Genomic DNA, 24,454 nt, shown 5'->3' with positions numbered 1-24,454 from the left:
TTCCCGTGAGACATTTTCGATTTCAACATTACACGCATTTCAACACCAGGATAAAGGATAGGGAATAATCAAAGCATGCATTTAATAAACGCTATCAGGCCTTGGCAGGTTAACCATGGCCGATAAATCTCCCGCTAACGCAGCGACCATCGCCGTGCTGCCCCTGCTGCTGATCTGGATGGCGGCGGTCCTGCCGGTCTATCATCCCAACATGGGCGGCGACGGTCTGGCGCTGCCGCAAAACATTCTGGCCTGGGGCGTCATGGCGCTCACTACGCTGATCGTGACGTTTACCGTTTGCCTGGGTCGCATCCACCTTTCGCTCACGCCCACCGCGCGCCTGTTGCTGCTCGGCATCGCCGTGCTGGCGCTGCCGTTGCTGTATACCCGCCCCGAATGGCGCGAAGACGCCCTGTGGCGCTGCGCCGGTTTGCTCGGCGGTTGGTTGTTCTATGTCGCCTGCCTGCAGCTGCGCGTCACCGCACGGCAGCGCGAGCTGCTGCTGTTCGGCCTGTTGTTTGCCGTCGGCATTCAGGCGTTGTTGGCGGCTTTACAGCTGTTCGCCCCCGCGCTGGCCTGGGTATCCCCTAACGGCGGCCGGGTCTACGGCGTCTTTCAGCAGCCGAACGTGCTGGGCAGCTTTATCGCCACCGGGCTGGCTTTGGCGCTCTGGCTGCTGCTGGCTCCCTTCTCTGCGCCGACACGGCGGCAAATCCCGCTGCTCGCGCTGCTGGCCGCTTTCTCCGCCCTGCTGGTGCTGATCCAGTCGCGCGCCGCCTGGTTGGGGGCCGCATTGGCGGCGGCGCTGCTGCTGTGGCGCTTTGCCCGCCAACGCCCGGCCGCAAGCCGCTGGGCCGGCGGCGCGCTGCTGCTGGGCGCCGCGATCGGTCTGACGGTGCTGTTCACCGGTTTTGGTCTGGATGGCCGCGCTGGCCTGATCGGACGGGAGCTTTCCAACAGCGCGCGCCTGACCATGCTGCACGACGTCGGCGCCATGATCCTGGCCAAGCCGCTGCTGGGCTGGGGCTACGGCGGCTTTGAATACAGCTTCGCGCACTTCCGCCTGCAGACAATGCCCTGGAGAGAAGTGCTGGAAGTCGCCGGGCATCCGCACAATGAAATCCTGCTGTGGTGGGTCGAGGGCGGCCTGACGGCGCTGGCGGGTATCGCTATCGTCCTTGCCGCCGGCGTACGGCTGCTGAAAAGCGCCTGGCAACGGGATCGAGAACAGCAGAACGGTGCGCGCGTCGGCCTGTTCCTGGTGCTGCTGCCGATGCTGATACACACTCAGCTGGAATACCCTTTCTATCTGTCTGCGCCGCACTGGCTGGCGTTTCTGCTGCTGCTGGCGCTGCTGGACGGCCAAACCGGCGAGCCCCGCCCGCTGCCGTTCGCCAAAGCCCTGAGCCTGCCGGTGGCGCTTGCGGCGCTCGGCGTGCTGGTGATGGCGGCCTTCGCCTGGCAAGGGCGCATGGCGCTCACTCAGTCGGAGCGCACTATGCTGGCCAACATCGACAGCATCGAGCAGATGCCGCCGCCGGCCGCCTGGATCTACCGGGAGCGCAAAACCTTCGACGAGCAATCTCACGCGCTGCTGGTCTATAACCAAACGCGCGATGATGCCCTGTTGACCGGCTATCGGCAGTGGGCCAATGCCTATCTGCAGCACCGCATCGACGCCAACGTCTACGCCACGCTGATCATGATCTTGCGCTATCAGGGGGATCAGGCACAAGCCGATGCTCGCCAGCGGGAAGCCGCTTTTCTGTTTGCGCGGGATGCGCGGTTCAGGTAGGGACAACGAGGTGAGAGCGATGCTTCGCCGCTCTCACCTGCGTCATTTTATGTCGCAAAATTAACGCGGCAAAATCGCGCACTCTTTATCCAGCAGCGATTCTACCGAAGCGCGGTTGCCGACGTCCCAGCCGCGCTTCGAGGCCAGCAAAATAAACCCCCGTTGGCCGCCAAACGTAGTGGGCACTAACGCCACGCCATATTCCGCCATCTGCGGCGGCGACAGATGGAAATAATCCGCCAGATCCTTAATCGGGTAAACGCCCATCGCGGTTGGCTGCATCACGCGGCGCGCGTAGTAGGTGTGGCGCAACAGCTTATCCGGCAAGGGCCGCCATTGTTCCTGTATGTAGGGACGTTCCGCCTGCAATTGACGCCGCACGTCCTCACGCAGACAGGTCAGGTGAATATGCAATTGGTTTTGGCTGCGGCCGTATGCGGAGTTGATCGCCATGCCCAACATATCATCCGGCACCGGCCCGCCATATTCGGCGGCCAGCCGATAACGCATCAGCCAGGCATAGCCAAAATAGTCCGTCCGTTCCCCGGCCAACAGCTGCGGGCTTTCGATGCCGGAGAGCGGCGCCGTCGGAACCAGAATAAAATGATAGGGGTAACGCGGATTTTGCAGCACGCTAAAGCCCTGGGCCTTCCCCTGCGGCATATAAATCTGCTCACAGGGCGCCGGATCGCGCTTTTGCTGATAATTGGCCATGCAAAGCTTATCGACCACGCCCCACAGCGCATCGGAGCGGGCGCAGCCCGTCAGGGACAGGACGCCCAGCGCCAGCAGCCAACGCCGGGCGGGTATAGCCAGACGCGTCATCATCGTATTGCTCTGTTTTTTCGCCACGTCAATTTTATTCCATTATATCGTGCAGGCTACGGCGTCCTGCCGCGCTTAGCGTTACGAATGCGAGAAAGGCCGCAAAATGGAGCATGATTGAGGGGCCAACGCGTGGCCCCTGGAGGAAAAATTACGCCGTGCCGCCGACGGTGAGCGTGTCCAGTTTCAGCGTCGGTTGGCCGACGCCCACCGGCACGCTCTGGCCTTCTTTGCCGCACACGCCCACGCCTTTATCGAGCGCCAGATCGTTGCCGACCATCGAGATCTGCTGCATCGCCTCGATGCCGGAGCCGATCAGCGTCGCCCCCTTCACCGGTTTAGTGATGCGGCCCTTCTCGATCAGATAGGCTTCGGTGGTGGAGAACACGAACTTGCCGGAGGTGATATCCACCTGGCCGCCGCCAAAGTTCGGCGCGTACAGGCCGTATTCAACGCTGGCGATGATCTCTTCCGGCGTCGATTTACCCGCCAGCATGTAGGTGTTGGTCATGCGCGGCATCGGCAGATGCGCGTAGGACTCGCGGCGGCCGTTGCCGGTCGGCGCGACGCCCATCAGGCGCGCGTTGAGCTTGTCCTGCATGTAGCCTTTCAGCACGCCGTTTTCGATCAGCACGTTGTACTGGCCCGGCACGCCTTCGTCGTCGATCGCCAGCGAACCGCGGCGCCCTTGCAGGGTGCCGTCGTCCACCACGGTACACAGCTCAGACGCCACCCGCTCGCCCATATGGCCGCTGAACACCGAGGTGCCGCGCCGGTTGAAGTCGCCTTCCAGGCCATGGCCCACCGCTTCGTGCAGCAGCACGCCCGGCCAGCCGGCGCCCAACACCACCGGCATATTGCCGGCCGGCGCCGCTACCGCGCCGAGGTTGACCAGCGCCATGCGCACCGCTTCTTTAGCGTAAGCGTCGGCGCGCACGTCGCCGTCGACGGTTTCCAGGAAGTAGTCATAGCCGAAACGGCCGCCGCCGCCGCTGGAGCCGCGCTCACGCTTGCCGTCCTGCTCCACCAGCACGCTGACGGAAAGGCGCACCAGCGGGCGAACGTCCGCCGCCAGCGTGCCGTCGGTGGCGGCCACCAACACCTGCTCGTAAACGCCGGTGATGCTGGCGTTCACTTCCTGCACCCGCGCATCGGCGGCGCGCGCCACCTTGTCGACGCGGTGCAACAGGGCGATTTTCTCTTCGCGCGGCAGGCTTTGCAGCGGATCGAGCAGCGGGTACAGCGCTCGATAACCGATTTCGCCCAGGGTATGCGCCCGCCCGTCGCCCTGCTCGCGCACGATGCTGCGCGCCGCCAGGGCGCTCTGCTGCAGCGCATTCAGAGTGATCTGATCGGCATAGGCGAACCCGGTCTTCTCACCGCTGACGGCGCGCACGCCGACGCCCTGATCGATATTGTAAGAGCCATCCTTGATGATACCGTCCTCGATCACCCAGGCTTCGTGATAGCTGGACTGAAAATAGAGATCGGCGTAGTCGATACGGCGTTCTGCCAGTTGACCCAGTACCGAGTACAGGTCTTGATGACTCAGCTTGTTGGTAGCGAGTAACTGCTCACTGACAAACGTCAGACTCATAATGGTTTCACTCTTGATTGGAGGATAACTTGTCAGACGGCGCCGTCAGCGACGTCTGGAATCGGTTGTGCTGCAGCACCGGCATCTGCGCACGAATATTTTTCAGGCTTGCGGCGTCCACGCGCACCTTCAGTGCCGCCACGGCGTCCGGGTTCTCGGCCAGTACCTTGCCCCAGCCGTCGACGGCCAGCGTGTGGCCCCAGGTGCGACGGGTCGGCCCGTGGCGCCCCACCTGCGCCGGCGCCAGGATCATGCACTGGTTCTCGATCGCTCGGGCGCGCAGCAGGATTTCCCAATGCGCCTCGCCGGTTACCCGCGTAAAGGCCGCCGGCACCGAAATCAGTTCGGCGCCCTGCGCCCGCAGCGCCTGGAACAGCGCGGGGAAGCGCAGATCGTAGCATATGGTCATGCCCAAACGCCCGACCGGCGTATCCACCACCGTCAGGTGCTGCCCATGCTGGTAGGTATCCGACTCGCGGTAATGGCCGTGCGCGTCGTTGATGTCCACATCGAACATGTGCAGCTTGTCGTAGCGGGCGCGGATCTCGCCCTGCTCGTCGAACAACAGGCTGCTGGTGGTGATAAGCTCCGGGTTATCACGGCTGACGAGCGGCATCGAGCCCACCAGCAACCACACGCCATAGCGGCGCGCCAGTTCGCGCACCGCATTCTGCAGCGGGCCATCGCCCTGTTTTTCCGCCTGTTGGCGGTAGGCTGCGGAGTTGGCGAACAGCAGCGCGTTCTCCGGCGTCATGACCAGTTTTACCCCGGCATTGAGCTGCTTAATCTGCTGTTCAATCTGGGCCAGGTTATCGCGCACCTGATCGCCACTGCACAACTGCAACAACGCAACGTTAGCATTCCTCATGACGCCTTATCCTCCTTTGACTTACGCTGTACCTCATTGATCTTCGGCTGGTCGAGATCGCCGCCGATATGGTAGCGAATCAGCGAAATCTTGCTCCACAGCGGCCCCAGCACCTGCGAGGCGGCGAACACCGCCGCGCCGACGATCGGGTTAACGACAAACGCCGTGGCCACGCCGACGGTCGCTGAAATCGCCGGCGCCACCACCGCTTCCATATCGATGCGGCGGCGCGCCAAATCGATCTGGCCGCTCATAGCAATATCCGCCGCCAAGCCGTCGATCAATAGATTATCAGTATGCATTATGCCATCTTTCAGCCAGGCGGTACTGCGGATGGAATCAAAGTAGAAACCTTTGCCGAAGGTATCGCTGAAGTCGAACTGCAGCTTGCGCAGCAAGGCGTCGAAGCTGACCAGCCGCAGCAGCTGACCGGCGCGGCCGCCGCCCATGCTGTCGATCTCGCCCTTGCCCATTTTGACCTGCAACGCGCCGCTCAGCGTATCGACCCGCGGCTGCCACGGCGTGCCATGCCAGTACAGATCGAAATCCACGTCGTATGGCGCTCCCTTGAGCGGAATGGTGATGCCGAAGAAGGCGGCGGTTTCATCAATCTTGCCGCCGAGCAGCTTGCCTTTCAGCGAGCTGCGCTCTTCTTGCGCGTTTTGTTTCCACAGGCCGGTGGCGGTCATGCGCCCTTGGCCGGTATCGACCAGGCCGTGATCCAGCGTCAGAGTATCGCCCCGATTAGTCAAATCCGCCTCGACCTTGCCGAGGTTCTGCCCCAGCACCCAGCACGATTTGCAGCGCAACATCAGCGAAGGCCAGTCGCGGAAGCTGATTTTCTCCGGCGGCGGCGGCGTGCCCGCCGCGCTTTTCGTCTCTGCGAACTGCGGGTTGTAATACAGATAATTGATATCGGCGCGCCACGGCCCGCGATCGGCCACCCGCAGGCTGCCGTCCACTTCGTCGCTCTTGGCGCTCACGAGGGTAGCGCCAAGCTGTTTCTCGGCCGACAGCGTCAGCTTATGCCAGGCCTGGCCGCCCAACAGCAACTGCGGCGTGGTCAGCGCCACGGTGGTGGGGAAGCTGAAACCTCCCACCTGGCCGCTGCCGCCGCCCTGTTTCAGCGCCGGCGCGAGCAGCGCCAGCCACTGCTCACCGTCCAACGCCGGCAGATTCAGCGTCATCGACTTGCCGGCCGGCAGCGGCGGCGTGCCGCCCCCGTTGGTTTGCCAAGCGGCGCGCGCCAGATTCACCTGTTTTTTATCGAAGTTCCATTCACTGTTGAAACGGTTCTGTTTGCCCGCGCTACCGGTCAACATGAAGCCGTTCAAACCGCCTTTGACCTTGACGTTCACCGGCAGCGCCTCTCCTGGCGCCTTGTCCAGCGGCGAAGGTAAGTGACTGCTCACTTTCTTCAAATCCGCGTCGAGACCGATATCGTAGCTGGCCGAACCTTGGTGCGGCAGCGTGATGGCCACCTGGCTCTGCCAGGGCGCGCTGCCGCTGAGCGCATCGGCGGCCTCTTTCGGCAGGCCGGGGAACTTGCCCGGCTGCCAGTCTCCTTTCAGACCAACGTTGACCTTGTAGTCACGCTCGCCTTCCTGCGTAGTGAAGTTGACCGCCACCGGTTGCCCGAACCAGTTGGCCGACAGGGTGTCGCTCTCCAGATTGCCGTTGTTGAAACGGAATTTGCCGCTGAGCTTCTGCAGCTCGCTTTCCAGCGGTTTTATCAGCAACGAATTATTGTTCAGCGCCACTTCACCGGTGGCTTTGACCTGCTCGCCGTCCAGCGGGATATCCAGATGTAAGCGCCCACTGACATCGCCGCCAATTTGCAGCTGCTCCAGCGCCGCCCCCAGCGAATCGTGCAACGGCGTCTGCATAAAGTAGTCATGCACATCGCTGCCCGCGCCTGCGACTTCGGCGTCGATCAGCAATCGCTCTTTCAGGTAATCCGGGATCACCGCGCTGATATTTTTACCCGCCACCTTGCCCAACCGGGTTTGCGGCGCATGCATCCACAGCCCCTCGTTGGCGAAATCGAGATCGATCGCCAAATCGGTCAGCGCCGGCCAGCCCGGTTGGAACTGGAAGGTGGCATGGCGCAGCGGTACGAAGACTTCGAACTGTCCTTCGTTTTTGCGATACGGGAAGTGCTGCGGATCGCCGGAATAAATCAGCGTGGCGTTATCCACCTGGCCGCCCTGAATGGCGCCGCTCAGGTAGTCCACCAGATGCTTGCCCATCAACGGTTCCGGGAAATAGCGCCAGGCGTCGGCGCCGTCATACAGGCGGATGCCCGCCAGGATGTTCAGCCACGGATCGCCCTTGGCCGGCTGCTGATAACGGAAATCGCCGTTGACCCACAGCGACTTCGCCTTGACGTCCAGCCCCTGGCTCGCCAGTTCCCAGCCCTGATCGTTGTAACGCCAGGTCAGCGCGCCACGCGCGCTGCTGATTTCAAGCGGCGCGCGGAACATGTCGCCGTAAGGCAGAGTGCTGTCGGTGAGCCCCAGCGTCAGGCGGCCGTTCTCCACCCCGCCGCTCAACGCCCCGGAGAAGTGGTTAACGCCCGGCAGCAGTTCCCAACGCTGCCAGCTGACATCGCGCCACAGCGCCTGGAAACGGCTCTTTTCCGGCTGCTTGAGCGGGATGTCCAGCGCCAGCGCTTCCAATTGCCCCTGCGGCTGCAGATCGTTCCAGCGGTCGAGCACGTCCGGGCTGAGGAAGGAGAAGGTCGGCAACAGCGCCGACAGACGCTCCAGCTGAATATCAGTCGCGCGCACACGCAGTTCTTCATTCTGCGCCGGCCCCATGAATTCGGTGTTTTCCGGCAGCCACAGCGCGGAAAGCCCGCCCTGCGGCCAGGTCTGGCCGTCGGTGCTCAACCGCAGTTGCGGCACGTCGAGCTGCCAACCGGTGCCCTGGCGGCGCAGCGACAGCGCCAGATTATCCACGTCCAGCCGGTGCTGCGCGGCGCCGGTGTCCCAGTTGGCCGCCCCCTGCTTGAGCAACGCATTGCCGCCGGCGATCTGGCCGTTCTGCACCTGCAGCCAGGCCGCCAGGCTGAAGTCGGCGCTTTCCAGCCCGGTGTTGGCGCGCAGCCAGCGGGTAAACCAGGGTTTCATATCGATGTTATCGGCCTGCAGGTAGACCGTGCCGGTATCCAGCAGGCCCTGATTATCGTGCAGGTCCATGCGCAGCTGCACCACGCCGTGTTGGCCGTTCAGCGTCGACAGGCTGATCTGCCCCTCGGCGCGGTGGCGATCGCGGCCGTTGAGCCAGGTCAGCTGAGGAATGTCGAATTCGGCGCGCGCGCCGGCGGGCGTCAGGAACGAGATACGGCTGTCGCGCAAATCGAAGTGATCGAGCTGGCGCAGCATCAGATCGCTGATCTTGCCCGGCTCAAGGCCTTCGCCCTGCTGGTCGCCGCCCAGCGTGGCGTTCAAGTCGAGGCGGAATTGGTAGAAGGTCAGATCGCGGAACTGCCAGCGCCAGTGCAGCAGCGACTGCCACACGTCCAACGCCAGCGTCACGCGCTCGATATGCACATCGCTTTTGGGCAGCGTAGCGCTCAGGTTGCGCATTTCAAGCTGCGGGCCGAACGTTTCCCAGCTGCCCTGCACGAAATCCATCCGCACGGGCACGCCGGACAGTTTCTCCACCTGCGCCAGCAGTTGGGGGCGGTAGTCGTTCAGCTTCGGCAGCATCAGGCGCAGCCCGCTGATCAGCAGCGCCACAATCACAATTAGGGTGGCGCCTGTTGCTAACAGAATCCCAGGCAGTCGCCTCACGCAGTTCTCCTTGCTCCGCTGCCTGGCAACGGGAATATCTATGCACTGACGGGCCCGGCGTGCCGGGCCCCTACCGATGTCGGGCGGGCTACATCATGACGACGTCGAACTGCTCCTGGCTGTACAACGGTTCGATCTGCACCTTCACCTGTTTGCCGACGAAGATCTCCACTTCGGCCAGCGCGTGCGACTCTTCGCTCTTCAGCGCTTCGCCGACCGCCGCGGAGGCGTACACCAGGAAGCGATCGGAATCGTAGGCGTGATGCACGCGCACAATTTCGCGCAGGATCTCGTAGCACACGGTTTCCACCGTTTTCACGGTGCCGCGCCCATTGCAAGTAGGACAATCGTGACAGAGCACATGTTCAATGCTTTCACGCGTTCGTTTACGCGTCATTTCAACTAAGCCTAGCTGAGAGAAGCCGTTGATCGTGGTTTTTACCCGATCTTTACTCAACGCCTGCTCCAGCGAGTGCAGCACCCGGCGGCGATGCTCTTCGTTGTTCATATCGATGAAGTCGATAATGATGATGCCGCCCAGGTTGCGCAGCCGCAGCTGGCGGGCAATGGCCTGCGTCGCCTCGATGTTGGTATTGAAGATGGTTTCATCGAGGTTGCGGTGGCCGACGAAGGCGCCGGTGTTGATGTCGACGGTGGTCATCGCCTCGGTCTGATCGATGATCAGATAACCGCCGGACTTCAGCTCCACCTTGCGCTCCAGCGCGCGCTGGATCTCGTTTTCCACATCGTACAGATCGAAAATCGGTTGGCTGCCGGTATACAGCTCCAGCTTGCGGGTGATGTCCGGGATATACTCGCCGGTAAACTCCACCAGCAGATCGTGCGTCAACCGCGAATCGACGCGAATGCGATCCAGCGCCGCGCCGGCGAAGTCGCGCAGGATGCGCTGCGCCAGCGCCAGCTCGCCGTACAGCTTGTATTTGGTCTGGTTGCGCTTCTTGCGCTCCATCACCTTGGTCCACAGGCGTTTGAGGAACGCAGCGTCCTGCGCCAGCTCCTCCTCGCCGATGCCCTCCGCCGCGGTGCGGATGATAAAACCGCCCAGCTCGTCGCAGTGCGGCGCAACGATGGACTTCAGGCGTTCACGCTCGGCTTCGCTTTCAATGCGCTGCGACACGCCGACGTGCGCCGCGCCCGGCATGAAGACCAGATAGCGCGAAGGCAGCGTAATGTCGGTAGTCAGACGCGCGCCCTTGGTGCCGAGCGGATCTTTCACCACCTGCACCATCAGGTCTTGCCCCTGGCGCACCAGCTCGGCGATGTCGCGCACGTGGAAGTTTTTCCGCTCGTCGCCGGCGACGCATTCGGTATGCGGCATGATGTCGGAGGCGTGCAGGAAGGCGGCCTTGTCCAGGCCGATGTCGACGAACGCCGCCTGCATCCCCGGCAGGACGCGGCTGACGCGCCCTTTATAGATATTGCCGACGATGCCGCGTTTTGATTCGCGTTCGATATGAATCTCTTGCAGAATGCCGCCATCGATATAGGCGACCCGCGTTTCAGACGGTGTGATATTAACCAGTAGCTCAGCTGTCATGCCTTCTCCTCAGAGCCGGTCGATAATGGCAGCGCCCATCAACCGGTTCTTACATCACGTAATGCGACAAAATTACTGAGCAGCTCATGTGTTTCGACCAGTGGCAGACCGACCACCGCGTGATAACTCCCGGTTATCGTTCTGACGAAACAACCACCCTTTCCTTGAATGCCGTAGGCGCCCGCTTTATCCATCGGTTCGCCCGTAGCAATATAGTCGCGGATATCCTGTTGCGACAGGCTGCGGAACGTCACGTCGGTCACCACCAGCTGGCAACGCACGTCTTGGCGATCGGCGATCGCCACCGCCGTCATCACCTGATGCTGTTTGCCCGACAGGGCCGCCAGCATCTGTGCCGCATGGGCTTCGTCGCGCGGCTTCTCCAGCACCCGGCCGTTGAGCACCACGATGGTGTCGGCGCCCAGCACCGGCCGATCTTCCTGCGCCAGCGCCACGCCCGCGTTGGCCTTGTCCTGCGCCAGGCGGCGCACATAGGCTTCTGCGGCTTCGCCTTCCCGGCGCTGCTCTTCGGTATGCGTCAACAGGATGTCGAACGATACGCCCAGCAGGGTCAGCAGTTCACGTCGACGTGGGGAGCCGGAGGCCAGATAAAGCGAAGTCATTGAGATACCCTTACTGTACGGCGAACTGACGGCGGATTTTGCGCATCAACAGGAATAACCACGGCCACAAAATGCCGTTTACCACACTACTCCAGAACACCTCTGGGCGGAAAGAGACGTTGATCACTAAAAACTCAGCCCAGAACACCACCACGTCCATCGACAGCGACAGCAGCACGACGATCAGCGCCTGTTGCCACAGCGCCATATTGCGGAACAGTTGGAATTTGAACGCCACCAGGTAGGCGATGATGCCCAGCGCCAGCGCGCGCACGCCCAGCGTGGAGCCGAGGATCAGATCCATGATCAACCCCAGCACGAAACCAGTGCCGACGTTGACGCGGTGCGGCAAGGCCATCACCCAGTAGATGAGGATCAGCACCAGCCACGAAGGCCGGAACATGTAGATCTGTTCCGGCCACGGCATGATTTGCAGCACCAACGCCACCAGGAACGACAGCCAGATGATCCAGCGCCCGTGGCTGCGGTAACTGTTCATTGCACCACTCCCGCGGCGGCAGGCTGGGCTGGAGGCTGGGCAGACGCCGGAGCGACGGTTTGCGGCGCCACGCCGGTGGCCGGCGCCGGCAGCTGCGGCCCGACCGAACCGGCAGGCGGCAGCACCTGCGGCATCATCTGCATCAGGCGCTCATTGGCCACGCGGTGAACTTCGTCCGGCGGCAACGGCATGTCGCCGTTGCGATCGGCGCCCCACAGCAGCAGCAGGTAGCGCAAGCGCTGCAGACCGGCGGTCGGCCGCGCCTGAATCACGGTGTAAGCGCGTTGATTGTCGACCTTGACCGAAGAGACTACCGCCACCGGATACCCTTCCGGGAAACGGCCGCCGAGGCCGGAGGTCACCAGCACGTCGCCAACGCGGATATCGGTATTGTTCGGCAGGTGTTCCAGCTGCAGATCGTCGGCGCAGCCGCTGCCTGCGGCGATCACCCGAATATCGTTGCGCAGCACCTGAATCGGCAACGCGTGCGAGGCATCGCAGATCAGCAGCACGCGGCTGGTCACCTTCGCCACCGCCACGACCTGGCCAACTACGCCCTTGTCACTGATCACCGGCTGGCCTTCATAGACGCCGTTATCCGACCCTTTGTCGATAACGACCTGGTCGCTATACGGATCGGAACCGGTGGAGATCACCTGGGTGACCATCTTGTGTTCGTCCTGGCGCAGCGGGGAACCCAGCAGCTCGCGCAAGCGGGCGTTTTCCTGCTTGAATTGGCCAAGAAGAAGAATATCGCTGTTTTTCAGCAGCAGTTCCTGCCGCAGAGCTCGGTTTTCCAGCTCTAGCTGTTGGCGGGTGGCCAGCGTTTCCGACACGCTGTCCAAAACTTTACGCGGCCCGTTGGCCAGAAAATAGAAAGGGCTGACTGCGGTGTCCATGTAGTTACGTATCTTCACGAACGTGCCGAGCCGGCTGTCGGCAACGATCAGGCCAATGGCCGCGATCACCGCCAAAAAAAGTCGCAGTTGCAGGGAAGGCCCCCTGCTAAAAATCGGCTTCATAAATTATGCGAGTTCCTCGACAACAGAAAGAGGAACCGTACCCGATTTTCGCTGTGCGCATTCATCCGATACGATTCCTCCTTCCAGGGGCTGACTATTCTTCGCTGAACAAATCGCCGCCGTGCATGTCGATCATTTCCAACGCCTTGCCGCCGCCGCGCGCCACGCAGGTCAGCGGATCTTCCGCCACCACGACCGGGATGCCGGTTTCTTCCATCAGCAGGCGATCGAGGTTGCGCAGCAACGCGCCGCCGCCGGTCAAGACCATGCCGCGTTCGGAAATGTCGGAGGCCAATTCTGGCGGGCACTGCTCCAGCGCAACCATCACCGCGCTGACGATGCCGGTCAGCGGCTCTTGCAGGGCTTCGAGGATTTCATTGGAGTTCAGGGTAAAGCCGCGCGGTACGCCTTCAGCCAGGTTACGGCCGCGCACTTCGATTTCGCGCACTTCGTCGCCCGGATAGGCAGAACCGATTTCGTGCTTGATGCGCTCTGCAGTGGCTTCGCCGATCAGCGAGCCATAGTTGCGGCGCACATAATTGATGATGGCTTCATCGAAACGGTCACCGCCGATGCGCACGGAAGAGGAGTACACCACGCCGTTCAGCGAGATCACCGCCACTTCAGTGGTACCGCCACCGATATCCACCACCATGGAGCCGGTCGCTTCGGAAACCGGCAAGCCTGCACCGATCGCCGCCGCCATCGGCTCTTCAATCAGGAACACTTCACGCGCGCCGGCCCCTTGGGCGGACTCGCGGATAGCGCGGCGTTCAACCTGGGTTGCGCCGACCGGCACACAGACCAGCACGCGCGGGCTTGGGCGCATAAAGCTGTTGCTGTGAACCTGTTTGATAAAGTGCTGCAGCATTTTTTCGGTCACGAAGAAGTCGGCGATCACGCCGTCTTTCATCGGGCGAATAGCCGCGATGTTGCCGGGGGTGCGGCCCAGCATCTGTTTGGCGTCATGACCGACGGCCGCTACGCTCTTTGGGGAGCCGGCACGATCCTGGCGAATGGCAACCACCGAAGGTTCATTCAGTACGATGCCTTGCCCTTTAACATAAATCAGGGTATTGGCGGTACCCAAGTCGATGGACAAGTCGTTGGAAAACATGCCACGAAATTTCTTAAACATAACGAAAGGATAATCCTGCAAGCTGGGGGCGGAAAATAAAATCCGCCTACTTTACCAACCACACGAAGCAGCGACAAGGCGCAAAAACGTTCTACTTCGGTGAAAAATAGTCTGTATTGTTTCTGCTCGAATGCACGGAAATTGGATGAGGCCTGAATTCCCTGAACAAAGGCTCAGTTTACCACCCTGTCAACGCACGAAACGGCGTAACACAGCTCATAAAATCTAACATATTCCCTGATTGCCGCCGGTGGTAAGCACCTACCAACGTCAACCAGATAAAGGCAGACAAGAGCCTATCTCAAATAGGCGTTGTTGTCGCAGGCAGTTTGGAAAAAACTCCAAAAAGACGGTAACGAGGCCCAGATGGATCCGGTCCTCATTCTACGTCAATTTTTGTCCGTCAATCAGCTTAAACACGATAACGACGTGAATATTTTTTACGCCCCACGTCGATCGGTTCCGGCGACGCGAAAAAGTCGCCCTGCCCGCCATGGATCCCACGCTCTTTCAGCGTCTGCCATTCGTTGCGCGTACGTACGCTGGCAGCGAACACCTGAGCGCGCGTGCCCGCGCAGGCGCCGGTCAGGCTCTGCACGAACAGTTGGTTTTCGTCCCGCTTATCGATACTCCGCACCAACCCCGGGTGGAGCTTGACGATCTCCACCTGCAACGACTTGATATAGGACGTACTGACCACGGTTAACCCCGCTTTGGACACCGCCAGGCGGCAACCCAGCCCTGACAGCAACCTCAGCACCGGACGCAAACGGTCGATATGTTGACACACATCTGCCTCCGCAAGTTCAATCAGAATTCGTCGACGCTGACTTTTTTCGCACTGCAACAGCGTATCGCGCAGCCAGCGCTGGAAAGAGCGCTGCAAAATCGAGTCCACGCACAGCGGGAACGCCAGCGTTTCTTCAGGCCACTGCGCCAGCAACGGGATGATGCGGCTCACCTGTTGGCGATCGTAACTCTCCGCCAACCCCAATTGTTCCACCAGCGGCATATATTCCGCCGGCAGCAATTCCTGGGCGCCGTCATAAATTCGGCTCATGATCTCACGGTGGTGCACCTCGCCTTCCACGGTCACCGCCGGTTTCTGATACAGCCGCGGGCCGCCGCGCGCCAGCACCTGTTCCAGCAACGTGCGCCACTTGACGCTGCCGCGCCCCTTTTCCGGCACCTGGCTGTCGTACACGTACCAACCGTTTTCGCCCTGCAGCGTAGCGTGCCGCGTCGCCTGCTCCGCGTAATCGATCACCTGCTCCGTGGTCTGGCCGCTGCGGTACGCCACGATGCCGATGTGCAGGAAGGCCTCACGGTCGATCATCGCCGTGGAAGGCAAGGCATCGATGGCGTTGACCAGCTGTGAGGCGATGCCGTCGGCCTCCTTCAGCGTGCGATGCGGCAGCAAGACGGTAAAATCGCTGTGAAAATAGCGCGCCAGCAGCGCCGACGGATAGCGCATCACGAAGGTAGACAGCAGATTGACCAGCGAATACATCAGCTCCTGCACCGCCACGCTGCCGTGCGTGTCGCGCAGGGTCTCGAAATCGGGCAGCCGCACCATCATCACGATGCCGTGCGAGCCTTCCTCTTCCAGCTGAGTGGTCAATTGGTTATCGAAGAACAGGCGATTGTTCAGCCCGGTTTTGGCGTCCTGCGCCGCGAAGGCGCGGATCAGCGTATCGACCCGGCTGCGCTCCTCCCGGGCTTCCGCCAGATCGGCCAGCAGGCGGTCGAGCGCCCCGCTGACGTTGGCCGGCCATTCGCGCACGTCGCCCTGCATGACGTTTTCGCGCTCGCCGTTCAGAATGCGCCGCGCGCGGCGCTCCAGACGATCCTCGCCGTCGGCCTGTTCACGCAGCCAGCGCAGGCTGAACAGCAAAATCACCACCATAACGACGATCGACAGCGTGACGGCGGCCGTGGATTGCAACGTGCGCACATCGCTGGCGAAGGGATCGAGGTAGGTGATTTGCAGCGTACTGCCCGGGTGCTGCAACAGCGGCCGCGAGACCTGACGATAGCCGTTCAGCGCATCCCAGGGCTCTTTTTTCGCCGTCGGCAATTTATAGTCGAGGAGCTTGCTGGCGCCGGCCTCTACGCGGATCGACACAATGCCGAGCGGGCGCATGACAATCGGCAACCATTTCTCCTGATCGCGCGGCGACTCGCGCAACATGGCTTGATCGAGAGACGTGACCAGCGAATCAAAGCGACGCTCCTGGCGATCCTGGGTAACGTAAAAGAAGCTGTATGAGCATCCCATCAGCATCAAAAACATCGCCAGCGCGACCAACAGAGTGATCAATGCAGAGAGTTTGGTGGTAAATCGCATCCCTGTGCCTTGTCCGCTATGGTTAAGTGAGTGTTCACCCTTTAGCTAAAAGGGGCCGTCCAACCCTAACAAGCCTTGCTGAGGAATTAAACCTGCAAGCGCCGTTTTTGTCCTTTATCAGGACTTGGGCCGCTTATTATGCATATAGTCAAATAAATGTGATTCAGCCATTGATAGAAAAGTGTAAACGAGAGGAAGAGTGACATGCGTGCACTGTTATTGGAACAACAAGACGACCAAACTCTGGCTCATATCAAAGATATCGGCAGCGATCGGTTGCCGGAAGGCGATGTTACCGTCGACATCAACTGGTCCAGCCTGAACTACAAGGATGCGCTGGCTATCACCGGGAAAGGCAAGATCGTGCGTCATTTCCCGATGGTGCCGGGCATCGACTTCGCCGGCACCGTGCGCCACAGCGGTGACGCTCGCTTTAAAGAGGGGCAAAGCGTGGTGCTCACCGGTTGGGGCGTGGGTGAACACCACTGGGGCGGCCTGGCCGAGCAGGCCCGCGTCTCCGGCGAGTGGCTGGTGCCGCTGCCGAACGGCCTGGATGAGCGCAAAGCGATGATCATCGGCACCGCCGGCTTTACCGCCATGCTGTGCGTGATGGCGCTGGAGGAAGGCGGGGTACACCCGGACGACGGCGATATCCTGGTTACCGGCGCCAGCGGCGGCGTGGGCAGCACCGCCATCGCCCTGCTGGCGGCGCTGGGGTACCGGGTGACCGCCATCAGCGGCCGCGACAGCAATACCGACTACCTGAAAGCGCTCGGCGCCAAAGAGGTGATGTCGCGCGATGGCTATATCGACACGCCGCGTCCGCTGGAGAAACAGCTGTGGGCCGGCGCGGTGGACACCGTCGGCGACAAACTGCTGGCCCGGGTGCTGGCGCAGATGAACTATAACGGCACCGTCGCCGCCTGCGGCCTGGCCGGCGGCTATCAGTTGCCGACCACCGTGATGCCGTTCATTCTGCGCAATGTGCGCCTGCAAGGGGTGGACTCGGTGCATACGCCGCTGCATCGCCGCCAAACCGCCTGGGAACGGCTGGCCGGCATTCTGCCGGACAGTTTCTATCAGCAAGCCACGCACGAAATCACCCTCGAACAGGCGCCGGCCACCGCCGCCGCGCTGCTGAACAACCAAATCACCGGCCGCACTCTGGTGAAAATCCGCTGACGGACTCCCCCCGGCGACGGGGGGCTCACCGGCGTCTGCGAAATTTCATATTTTCCCGCGTCCCCTCGCTTCCGGCCGGCTTTAGCGCCATGCTTATTTCATGGAGCCCCGTTAACCGCTTGCGGGCGGCGGGCATCAGTCGCGGAGAACATCAGCATGAACAAACACCCCAAATTGACCGAGGCCGACGTCACGCCGGAGAGCGTATTCCACCAGCGGCGCAAAGTGCTGCAGGCGCTCGGCATCACCGCCGCCACGCTGGCGCTGCCTACCGGCGCACAGGCGGACCTGCTGTCGTGGTTCAAAGGCAACGATCGTCCCAAGGCGCCGCCGGGCAAAGCGCTGGAATTCAGCAAACCGGCCGCCTGGCAGGCGCAGCTGGCGATGACGCCGGAAGACAAGGTCACCGGCTACAACAACTTCTATGAGTTCGGCCTCGACAAGGCCGATCCGGCCGCCAACGCCGGCGGGCTGAAGACCGAAGGCTGGAAAGTGCGCATCGACGGCGAAGTGGCGAAGCCGATAACGCTGGATATCGACGATCTGATGAAGCGTTTCCCGCTGGAGCAGCGCATTTATCGCATGCGCTGCGTCGAGGCCTGGTCGATGGTGGTGCCATGGATCGGTTTCGAGCTGGGCAAGCTTCTCAAGCTGGCCGAGCCGAACGGCAGCGCGCGCTACGTGGCCTTCCAGACGCTGTACGATCCGGAACAGATGCCCGGCCAGAAAGATCGCTTTATCGGCGGCGGCCTGAAATATCCCTACGTCGAAGGGCTGCGGCTGGACGAGGCGATGCATCCGCTGGCGCTGCTGACCGTCGGCGTGTACGGCAAAACCCTGCCGCCGCAAAACGGCGCGCCGCTGCGGTTGATTACGCCGTGGAAATACGGCTTCAAAGGCATCAAGTCGATCGTGCATATCCGTTTGGTGCGCGATCAGCCGCCGACCACCTGGAACCAATCTGCGCCGAACGAGTACGGTTTTTACGCCAACGTGAATCCGCACGTCGATCATCCGCGCTGGTCGCAGGCCACCGAGCGTTTCATCGGCGCCGGCGGCATACTCGACGTCAAACGCCAACCGACCCTGCTGTTTAACGGCTATGCCGATCAGGTGGCGTCGCTGTATCGCGGCATGGACCTGCGGGAGAATTTCTAAGTGCGCCTGACGCCTGTTCATATCAAATGGCTGAAAGCCGCCCTGCATCTGGCGGCGTTTTTGCCCTTTCTCTGGCTGGTGTTGGCGGTGGATCAGGGCTGGTTCAGCGCCGATCCGTCCAAGGACATTCAGCATTTTACCGGCAGGATGACGCTGAAACTGCTGCTGGCCACGCTGGCTATCGCCCCGCTGGCGCGCTACGCCCGGCAACCGCTGCTGATCCGCTGCCGCCGCCTGGTCGGGCTGTGGTGCTTTGCCTGGGGCTCGTTGCACCTGATAAGCTACTCCACGCTGGAACTGGGGCTGAGCAATCTCGGCCTGCTGGGCAGCGAGCTGGTGAATCGCCCGTATCTGACGCTCGGCATCCTCACCTGGCTGATCCTGCTGGCGCTGGCGGCCACCTCGACGCTGTGGGCGATGCGCAAACTGGGCGCCAAATGGCAAACGTTGCACAACTTCGTCTATCTGGCGGCGATCCTCGCGCCCATCCACTATCTGTGGTCGGTCAAAACGTTTTCCCCCCAGCCGTTCATTTACGCGCTGTTGGCGGTGGCGCTGTTGGGCCTGCGTTACAAGAAATTCCGCGCCTGGTGGCGCTGAATCGCGCGGCGGCGCGTGGGATTGCCGCTGAAAAACGCGCGCCGCCGGCGGGAACTTTTTTTGTGTTCCAGCGCTCATATTCCTGTCACGGCTCCCCGAGTTCGTCGATTTGGGGTTGAATATCTTCGCTGATAAGACCAGTATTTAGCTGCGAATTGCTACGATATCGTTATAATGCCCGACCTTGTTTCTGTTCTCAGGGTGAATTTGCCCCTTAACAGGTGACAAATCGGTAACATCGGGTTATTTTCTACGATGATGGTTTTATTGCCGGAGATACCAGCACAATGGCGGATAAGTTTCACATTTTGCTTCTGAACGGCCCCAATCTCAATCTGCTGGGGACGCGTGAGCCGGAGAAGTACGGCAGCACGACGCTGACAGAGATTGTTAACGGATTGGAAAACCAGGCATCCGCATTGGATATTACCCTGAGCCATCTGCAGTCCAACGCCGAGCATCAGCTGATCGATCGCATCCATCAGGCGCGCGGCAATACCGATTTCATTCTGATAAATCCGGCGGCGTTCACGCATACCAGCGTGGCGCTGCGCGATGCGTTGCTGGCGGTGCAGATCCCGTTCATCGAGATCCACCTGTCCAACGTGCACGCCCGCGAACCTTTCCGCCATCACTCTTATCTCTCAGACGTAGCGGTAGGCGTGATTTGCGGCCTCGGCGCGGATGGCTACGCTTTCGCTTTACAGGCAGCGGTTAACCGTCTGTCGAAAACCCACTAATTGCTCCACAAAAAGAGTACGGAATCACACTCATGGATATTCGTAAAATCAAGAAACTGATCGAACTGGTTGAAGAATCAGGCATTTCTGAACTGGAAATCTCTGAAGGCGAAGAATCAGTTCGCATCAGCCGTGCCGCACCGGCGCAGGCTTATCCCGTCATGCAGCAGGCCTACGCGATGCCGGCACAGCAGCAGCCAGCCCTGGCTAACGCCGTTGCCACCGCGCCTGCGGCAGAAACCCCTGCAGCACCGGCGGCCGTGAGTGGCCACGTCGTTCGTTCCCCAATGGTAGGCACCTTCTACCGCACCCCAAGCCCGGACGCGAAAGCCTTCGTGGAAGTGGGCCAGAAAGTGAACGCCGGCGATACCCTGTGCATCGTTGAAGCCATGAAAATGATGAACCAGATCGAAGCGGACAAGTCCGGCGTCGTGAAAGCCATCCTGGTGGAAAACGGCCAGCCGGTCGAATATGACGAGCCGCTGGTCGTCATCGAATAACGAGGCGCCCCCATGCTTGATAAAATTGTTATCGCCAACCGCGGCGAGATCGCGCTTCGCATCCTGCGTGCCTGTAAAGAACTGGGCATCAAGACCGTTGCGGTTCACTCCGCGGCCGACCGCGATCTGAAACACGTTCTGCTGGCCGACGAGACCGTCTGCATCGGTCCTGCGCCATCGGTAAAAAGCTATCTGAACATCCCGGCCATCATCTCGGCGGCGGAAATCACCGGCGCAGTGGCGATCCACCCGGGCTACGGCTTCCTGTCCGAGAACGCCGACTTCGCCGAGCAGGTTGAACGCTCCGGTTTCATCTTCATCGGCCCGAAAGCCGAAACCATCCGCCTGATGGGCGACAAGGTTTCCGCGATCAACGCCATGAAAAAAGCCGGCGTGCCATGCGTGCCGGGCTCCGACGGCCCGCTGACCGATGACATGGATAAAAACCGTGCCTTCGCCAAGCGCATCGGTTATCCGGTGATCATCAAGGCCTCCGGCGGCGGCGGCGGCCGCGGCATGCGCGTCGTGCGCAGCGACAAAGACCTTGAGCAGTCCATCAACATGACGAAAGCGGAAGCCAAAGCGGCTTTCAACAACGACATGGTGTACATGGAAAAATACCTGGAGAATCCGCGTCACATCGAGATTCAGGTATTGGCCGACGGCCAGGGCAACGCCATCTATCTGGCCGAGCGCGACTGCTCCATGCAGCGTCGCCACCAGAAAGTGGTCGAAGAAGCGCCGGCGCCGGGCATCACCAGCGAAATGCGCCGCTACATCGGCGAGCGCTGCTCGAAAGCCTGTGTGGAAATCGGCTATCGCGGTGCGGGCACCTTCGAGTTCCTGTATGAAAACGGCGAGTTCTATTTCATCGAAATGAACACCCGTATTCAGGTAGAGCACCCGGTTACCGAAATGATCACCGGCGTGGATCTGATCAAAGAGCAGCTGCGCATCGCTGCCGGTCAGCCGCTGTCGATCAAACAGGAAGAAGTGAAGATCCACGGCCATGCGGTAGAATGCCGCATCAACGCCGAAGATCCGAACACCTTCCTGCCGAGCCCGGGCAAGATCACCCGCTTCCACGCGCCAGGCGGTTTCGGCGTGCGTTGGGAATCTCATATCTACGCCGGTTATACCGTACCGCCGTACTATGACTCCATGATCGGCAAACTGATCACCTACGGCGAAAACCGTGACGTGGCGATTGCCCGCATGAAAAACGCCCTGGCTGAACTGATCATCGACGGCATCAAAACCAACGTTGAGCTGCAGCAGAAGATCATGAACGACGAAAACTTCCAGCACGGTGGCACCAACATCCACTATCTGGAGAAGAAGCTGGGTCTGCAGGAAACCTAAGCAGGCACGCAGCATCGTCTGACGAAAGGCCGGTTAATCACCGGCCTTTTTCTTTGGCGCTGACGCCAGTAACGGCTTGGCAAAACGCCGTCATGCCGTAAAATTCCCTACCTTTGATGAATCCATCACCGTAAACCTATGGGAGACACGGATGGACAAACGCTTTATTCAGGCGCACCGCGAAGCGCGCTGGGCGCTGGGGCTGACGCTGCTCTACCTGCTGGCCTGGGGGCTGGCGGCCTACCTGCCGGACAGCGCCATCGGCGTCACCGGCCTGCCGCACTGGTTCGAAATGGCCTGCCTGCTGGTGCCGCTGCTGTTCATCGGCCTGTGCTGGCTGATGGTGCGCACGGTGTTCCGCGACATTTCGCTGGAGGACAGCGATGCAAACTGAAGTGATCCTGCCGCTGGTCGCCTACCTGTTGCTGGTGTTCGGCCTGTCGGTGTATGCCTATCGCCGCCGTCAGAACGGAAATTTCCTCAGCGAATACTTCCTCGGCAACCGCTCGATGGGCGGCTTTGTGCTGGCGATGACCTTGACCGCCACCTACATCAGCGCCAGTTCGTTTATCGGCGGGCCCGGCGCCGCCTACAAATACGGCCTGGGCTGGGTACTGCTGGCGATGATCCAACTGCCGGCGGTGTGGCTGTCGCTCGGCGTGCTGGGCAAGAAATTCGCTATCCTGGCGCGGCGCTACAACGCCATTACCCTCAATGACATGCTGTATGGCCGCTACCAAAGCCGCCTGTTGGTGTGGCTGGCCAGCCTCAGCCTGCTGGTGGCGTTCCTCGGCGCCATGACGGTGCAGTTCATCGGCGGCGCCCGCCTGTTGGAGACCGCTGCCGGCATTCCTTATGACACCGGCCTGCTGATCTTCGGCATCAGCATCGCGCTGTACACCGCCTTCGGCGGCTTCCGCGCCAGCGTGCTGAACGACGCCATGCAGGGGCTGGTGATGCTGCTTGGCACCGTGCTGTTGCTGGTGGCGGTGATCCATGCCGCCGGCGGACTGGACAGCGCAGTAAGCAAACTACAGCAGATCGATCCGGCGCTGGTGTCGCCGCAGGGCGGCGATCAGATCCTCAGCCTGCCGTTTATGGCGTCATTCTGGATCCTGGTGTGCTTTGGGGTGATCGGCCTGCCCCACACCGCCGTGCGCTGCATCTCCTACAAGGACAGCAAGGCGGTGCATCGCGGCATTCTGCTCGGCACCGTAGTGGTGGCGGTGCTGATGTTCGGCATGCACCTGGCCGGCGCGCTCGGCCGCGCGGTATTGCCCGATCTCAAGATCCCCGATCAGGTGATCCCAACGCTGATGATCACCGTGCTGCCGCCGTACGCCGCCGGGATCTTTTTGGCGGCGCCGATGGCGGCGATCATGTCGACCATCAACGCCCAACTGCTGCAATCCTCCGCCACCATCATCAAGGATCTCTACCTGGGCGTGCGGCCGCAGCAGATCCACAACGAGCGATTGATCAAGCGCTTCTCCAGCCTGACCACGCTGATCCTCGGTCTGCTGGTGCTGCTGGCGGCCTGGCGGCCGCCTGAGATGATCATCTGGCTCAACCTGCTGGCTTTCGGCGGGCTGGAGGCGGTCTTCCTGTGGCCGCTGGTGCTGGGCCTGTATTGGGAACGCGCCAATGCACAGGGAGCGCTTAGCTCAATGGTGTCGGGTGCGGTATGCTATACGCTATTGGCCAGCTTCAACCTGCAACCGGCGGGGCTGCACCCTATCGTGCCTTCGCTGTTGCTCAGCCTGTTGGCGTTTTATCTCGGTAACGTCGTCGGCGAAAAGCGCCGGGCGGCGTCATCATTACCCTCTTGAAGAGAATTGCTATGCCTTGGATCCAACTCAAACTGAACACCACCGGCAGCCAGGCGGAAGACCTGAGCGACGCGCTGGTGGAAAGCGGCGCCGTGTCGGTGACCTTCCAGGACACCCACGACAATCCGGTGTTCGAACCCTTGCCGGGTGAAACCCTGCTGTGGGGCGATACCGATGTGATCGGCCTGTACGACGCCGAAACCGATATGGCCGAGGTGGTGGCAATGCTGGAACAGCACCCGCTGCTGGGCGCCGGTTTCCGCCACAAGATAGAACAGCTGGAAGACAAGGACTGGGAGCGCGAGTGGATGGACAACTTCCACCCGATGCGTTTCGGCGAGCGCTTGTGGATCTGCCCGAGCTGGCGTGACGTGCCCGATCCCGACGCGGTCAACGTGATGCTCGATCCGGGCCTGGCGTTTGGCACCGGCACCCACCCGACCACCGCGCTGTGCCTGCAGTGGCTGGACGGCCTCGATCTGGCCGGCAAAACCGTTATCGACTTCGGTTGCGGCTCCGGCATCCTGGCGATCGCCGCGCTGAAGCTGGGTGCGGCGCGCGCTATCGGCATCGACATCGATCCCCAGGCCATTCAGGCCAGCCGCGACAACGCGCAGCGTAACGGCGTTTCAGAGCGTCTGGAGCTGTATCTGCCGAAAGACCAGCCTGCCGACCTGCTGGCGGACGTGGTGGTCGCCAACATCCTCGCCGGCCCGCTGCGCGAGCTGGCGCCGCTGATCGGCTGTCTGCCGAAGGCCGGTGGCCATCTGGGGCTGTCCGGCGTGCTGGCCAGCCAGGCGAGCAGCGTAGCGGAAGCCTACGCAGAGAAGTTCACGCTCGACCCGGTCGCCGAGCGCGAAGAGTGGTGCCGCATTACCGGCCACCGCAAGTAAGCGTCACGGTATAGTGCCCCTCTCGTCCACCGGCCCTGCGCCGGTGGATTTTTTTGTCCGGCGATCGGCCCTCGGGCGGCACAAAATTTTATGCAATTTTTCGCCGCTCAACGACGGATCG

At 61.4% G+C, this 24,454-nt stretch carries 20 protein-coding genes; 10 read left to right on the top strand and 10 right to left on the bottom strand.

All coding sequences use genetic code 11. The features are described from left to right. The first annotated feature begins 115 nt into the window (after positions 1-115). A complete protein-coding gene (locus H7A77_RS16755) occupies positions 116-1,795 on the top strand; it encodes a PglL family O-oligosaccharyltransferase (RefSeq protein ID WP_046687886.1) in 1,680 nt (559 codons plus the stop codon). Between the two features lie 60 nt (positions 1,796-1,855). Here the strand turns inward: H7A77_RS16755 and H7A77_RS16750 are convergent, their stop codons facing one another. From H7A77_RS16750 to csrD, 10 genes are all read right to left on the bottom strand, one after another. Further along, a complete protein-coding gene (locus H7A77_RS16750; RefSeq protein ID WP_033644908.1) occupies positions 1,856-2,620 on the bottom strand; it encodes a CDP-diacylglycerol diphosphatase in 765 nt (254 codons plus the stop codon). Between the two features lie 151 nt (positions 2,621-2,771). After that, entirely contained in the window at positions 2,772-4,217 is a 1,446-nt protein-coding gene (gene tldD, locus H7A77_RS16745) for a metalloprotease TldD (RefSeq protein WP_182074431.1), read from the bottom strand. Positions 4,218-4,224: 7 nt separating this feature from the next. Continuing rightward, positions 4,225-5,085: a deaminated glutathione amidase gene (nit1, locus tag H7A77_RS16740; RefSeq protein ID WP_182074430.1), complete on the bottom strand. Its 861-nt coding sequence runs from the start codon at positions 5,083-5,085 to the stop codon at positions 4,225-4,227. Then, complete coding sequence (gene yhdP, locus H7A77_RS16735) at positions 5,082-8,882, bottom strand: AsmA2 domain-containing protein YhdP (RefSeq protein WP_182074429.1); 3,801 nt, start codon at positions 8,880-8,882, stop codon at positions 5,082-5,084. The genes nit1 and yhdP overlap by 4 nt, the downstream gene beginning before the upstream one ends. Before the next feature lie 88 nt (positions 8,883-8,970). Beyond that, on the bottom strand, positions 8,971-10,440 hold the full coding sequence (gene rng / locus H7A77_RS16730; protein WP_019453170.1) for a ribonuclease G: 1,470 nt from the start codon (positions 10,438-10,440) through the stop codon (positions 8,971-8,973). Between the two features lie 38 nt (positions 10,441-10,478). Continuing rightward, positions 10,479-11,063, bottom strand: coding sequence for a nucleoside triphosphate pyrophosphatase (locus H7A77_RS16725; RefSeq protein ID WP_094143402.1), 585 nt, complete (start codon positions 11,061-11,063; stop codon positions 10,479-10,481). Positions 11,064-11,073: 10 nt separating this feature from the next. Next, positions 11,074-11,562, bottom strand: a complete 489-nt coding sequence (mreD, locus tag H7A77_RS16720; RefSeq protein WP_004936918.1) for a rod shape-determining protein MreD — start codon at positions 11,560-11,562, stop codon at positions 11,074-11,076. Further along, complete coding sequence (mreC, locus tag H7A77_RS16715) at positions 11,559-12,584, bottom strand: rod shape-determining protein MreC (protein ID WP_033644451.1); 1,026 nt, start codon at positions 12,582-12,584, stop codon at positions 11,559-11,561. Before mreC ends, mreD begins: the two co-directional genes overlap by 4 nt. 94 nt (positions 12,585-12,678) lie before the next feature. After that, positions 12,679-13,722 carry a rod shape-determining protein MreB gene (mreB, locus tag H7A77_RS16710; RefSeq protein ID WP_003855260.1) on the bottom strand — a complete coding sequence of 348 codons (1,044 nt, stop codon included), beginning with the start codon at positions 13,720-13,722 and terminating at the stop codon, positions 12,679-12,681. A 412-nt stretch (positions 13,723-14,134) separates the two neighbouring features. Continuing rightward, the gene (gene csrD / locus H7A77_RS16705) at positions 14,135-16,069 is read right to left on the bottom strand and encodes an RNase E specificity factor CsrD (RefSeq protein WP_033644450.1); all 1,935 of its coding nucleotides are present in this window, start codon (positions 16,067-16,069) and stop codon (positions 14,135-14,137) included. Positions 16,070-16,273: 204 nt separating this feature from the next. On the opposite strand from csrD, the gene H7A77_RS16700 reads away from it, so the two are divergent. From H7A77_RS16700 to prmA, 9 genes are all read left to right on the top strand, one after another. Continuing rightward, positions 16,274-17,251, top strand: a complete 978-nt coding sequence (locus H7A77_RS16700) for an MDR family oxidoreductase (RefSeq protein ID WP_033644448.1) — start codon at positions 16,274-16,276, stop codon at positions 17,249-17,251. A gap of 156 nt (positions 17,252-17,407) precedes the next feature. Then, positions 17,408-18,409, top strand: a complete 1,002-nt coding sequence (gene msrP, locus H7A77_RS16695) for a protein-methionine-sulfoxide reductase catalytic subunit MsrP (protein ID WP_060660201.1) — start codon at positions 17,408-17,410, stop codon at positions 18,407-18,409. Next, complete coding sequence (gene msrQ, locus H7A77_RS16690; protein ID WP_182074428.1) at positions 18,410-19,009, top strand: protein-methionine-sulfoxide reductase heme-binding subunit MsrQ; 600 nt, start codon at positions 18,410-18,412, stop codon at positions 19,007-19,009. A gap of 287 nt (positions 19,010-19,296) precedes the next feature. After that, on the top strand, positions 19,297-19,749 hold the full coding sequence (aroQ, locus tag H7A77_RS16685) for a type II 3-dehydroquinate dehydratase (RefSeq protein WP_004936891.1): 453 nt from the start codon (positions 19,297-19,299) through the stop codon (positions 19,747-19,749). Positions 19,750-19,781: 32 nt separating this feature from the next. Then, the gene (accB, locus tag H7A77_RS16680) at positions 19,782-20,249 is read left to right on the top strand and encodes an acetyl-CoA carboxylase biotin carboxyl carrier protein (protein WP_033636178.1); all 468 of its coding nucleotides are present in this window, start codon (positions 19,782-19,784) and stop codon (positions 20,247-20,249) included. 12 nt (positions 20,250-20,261) lie between these two features. Further along, the gene (gene accC, locus H7A77_RS16675; protein WP_033651233.1) at positions 20,262-21,611 is read left to right on the top strand and encodes an acetyl-CoA carboxylase biotin carboxylase subunit; all 1,350 of its coding nucleotides are present in this window, start codon (positions 20,262-20,264) and stop codon (positions 21,609-21,611) included. A 151-nt stretch (positions 21,612-21,762) separates the two neighbouring features. After that, entirely contained in the window at positions 21,763-22,005 is a 243-nt protein-coding gene (locus H7A77_RS16670) for a YhdT family protein (protein WP_033644445.1), read from the top strand. Further along, a complete protein-coding gene (gene panF / locus H7A77_RS16665) occupies positions 21,995-23,440 on the top strand; it encodes a sodium/pantothenate symporter (RefSeq protein ID WP_004936863.1) in 1,446 nt (481 codons plus the stop codon). Before H7A77_RS16670 ends, panF begins: the two co-directional genes overlap by 11 nt. A gap of 11 nt (positions 23,441-23,451) precedes the next feature. After that, positions 23,452-24,333 (top strand): 50S ribosomal protein L11 methyltransferase, encoded by an 882-nt coding sequence (gene prmA, locus H7A77_RS16660; RefSeq protein WP_182074427.1) that lies wholly within the window; start codon positions 23,452-23,454, stop codon positions 24,331-24,333. Positions 24,334-24,454: the final 121 nt, after the last annotated feature.

This window comes from Serratia sp. ME47 (genome assembly GCF_903970925.1).
GTDB classification, from domain to species: domain Bacteria; phylum Pseudomonadota; class Gammaproteobacteria; order Enterobacterales; family Enterobacteriaceae; genus Serratia; species Serratia ureilytica.
This window is presented reverse-complemented; position numbering and strand designations above follow the sequence as displayed.

What these genes read in the sequence shown, in the direction of transcription:
- H7A77_RS16755 (WP_046687886.1), top strand. Translation starts at nt 116, where the DNA reads ATGGCCGATAAATCTCCCGCTAACGCAGCGACCATCGCCGTGCTGCCC.
- H7A77_RS16750 (WP_033644908.1), bottom strand. Translation starts at nt 2,620, where the DNA reads ATGACGCGTCTGGCTATACCCGCCCGGCGTTGGCTGCTGGCGCTGGGC.
- tldD (WP_182074431.1), bottom strand. Translation starts at nt 4,217, where the DNA reads ATGAGTCTGACGTTTGTCAGTGAGCAGTTACTCGCTACCAACAAGCTG.
- nit1 (WP_182074430.1), bottom strand. Translation starts at nt 5,085, where the DNA reads ATGAGGAATGCTAACGTTGCGTTGTTGCAGTTGTGCAGTGGCGATCAG.
- rng (WP_019453170.1), bottom strand. Translation starts at nt 10,440, where the DNA reads ATGACAGCTGAGCTACTGGTTAATATCACACCGTCTGAAACGCGGGTC.
- H7A77_RS16725 (WP_094143402.1), bottom strand. Translation starts at nt 11,063, where the DNA reads ATGACTTCGCTTTATCTGGCCTCCGGCTCCCCACGTCGACGTGAACTG.
- mreD (WP_004936918.1), bottom strand. Translation starts at nt 11,562, where the DNA reads ATGAACAGTTACCGCAGCCACGGGCGCTGGATCATCTGGCTGTCGTTC.
- mreC (WP_033644451.1), bottom strand. Translation starts at nt 12,584, where the DNA reads ATGAAGCCGATTTTTAGCAGGGGGCCTTCCCTGCAACTGCGACTTTTT.
- mreB (WP_003855260.1), bottom strand. Translation starts at nt 13,722, where the DNA reads ATGTTTAAGAAATTTCGTGGCATGTTTTCCAACGACTTGTCCATCGAC.
- csrD (WP_033644450.1), bottom strand. Translation starts at nt 16,069, where the DNA reads ATGCGATTTACCACCAAACTCTCTGCATTGATCACTCTGTTGGTCGCG.
- H7A77_RS16700 (WP_033644448.1), top strand. Translation starts at nt 16,274, where the DNA reads ATGCGTGCACTGTTATTGGAACAACAAGACGACCAAACTCTGGCTCAT.
- msrP (WP_060660201.1), top strand. Translation starts at nt 17,408, where the DNA reads ATGAACAAACACCCCAAATTGACCGAGGCCGACGTCACGCCGGAGAGC.
- aroQ (WP_004936891.1), top strand. Translation starts at nt 19,297, where the DNA reads ATGGCGGATAAGTTTCACATTTTGCTTCTGAACGGCCCCAATCTCAAT.
- accB (WP_033636178.1), top strand. Translation starts at nt 19,782, where the DNA reads ATGGATATTCGTAAAATCAAGAAACTGATCGAACTGGTTGAAGAATCA.
- accC (WP_033651233.1), top strand. Translation starts at nt 20,262, where the DNA reads ATGCTTGATAAAATTGTTATCGCCAACCGCGGCGAGATCGCGCTTCGC.
- H7A77_RS16670 (WP_033644445.1), top strand. Translation starts at nt 21,763, where the DNA reads ATGGACAAACGCTTTATTCAGGCGCACCGCGAAGCGCGCTGGGCGCTG.
- panF (WP_004936863.1), top strand. Translation starts at nt 21,995, where the DNA reads ATGCAAACTGAAGTGATCCTGCCGCTGGTCGCCTACCTGTTGCTGGTG.
- prmA (WP_182074427.1), top strand. Translation starts at nt 23,452, where the DNA reads ATGCCTTGGATCCAACTCAAACTGAACACCACCGGCAGCCAGGCGGAA.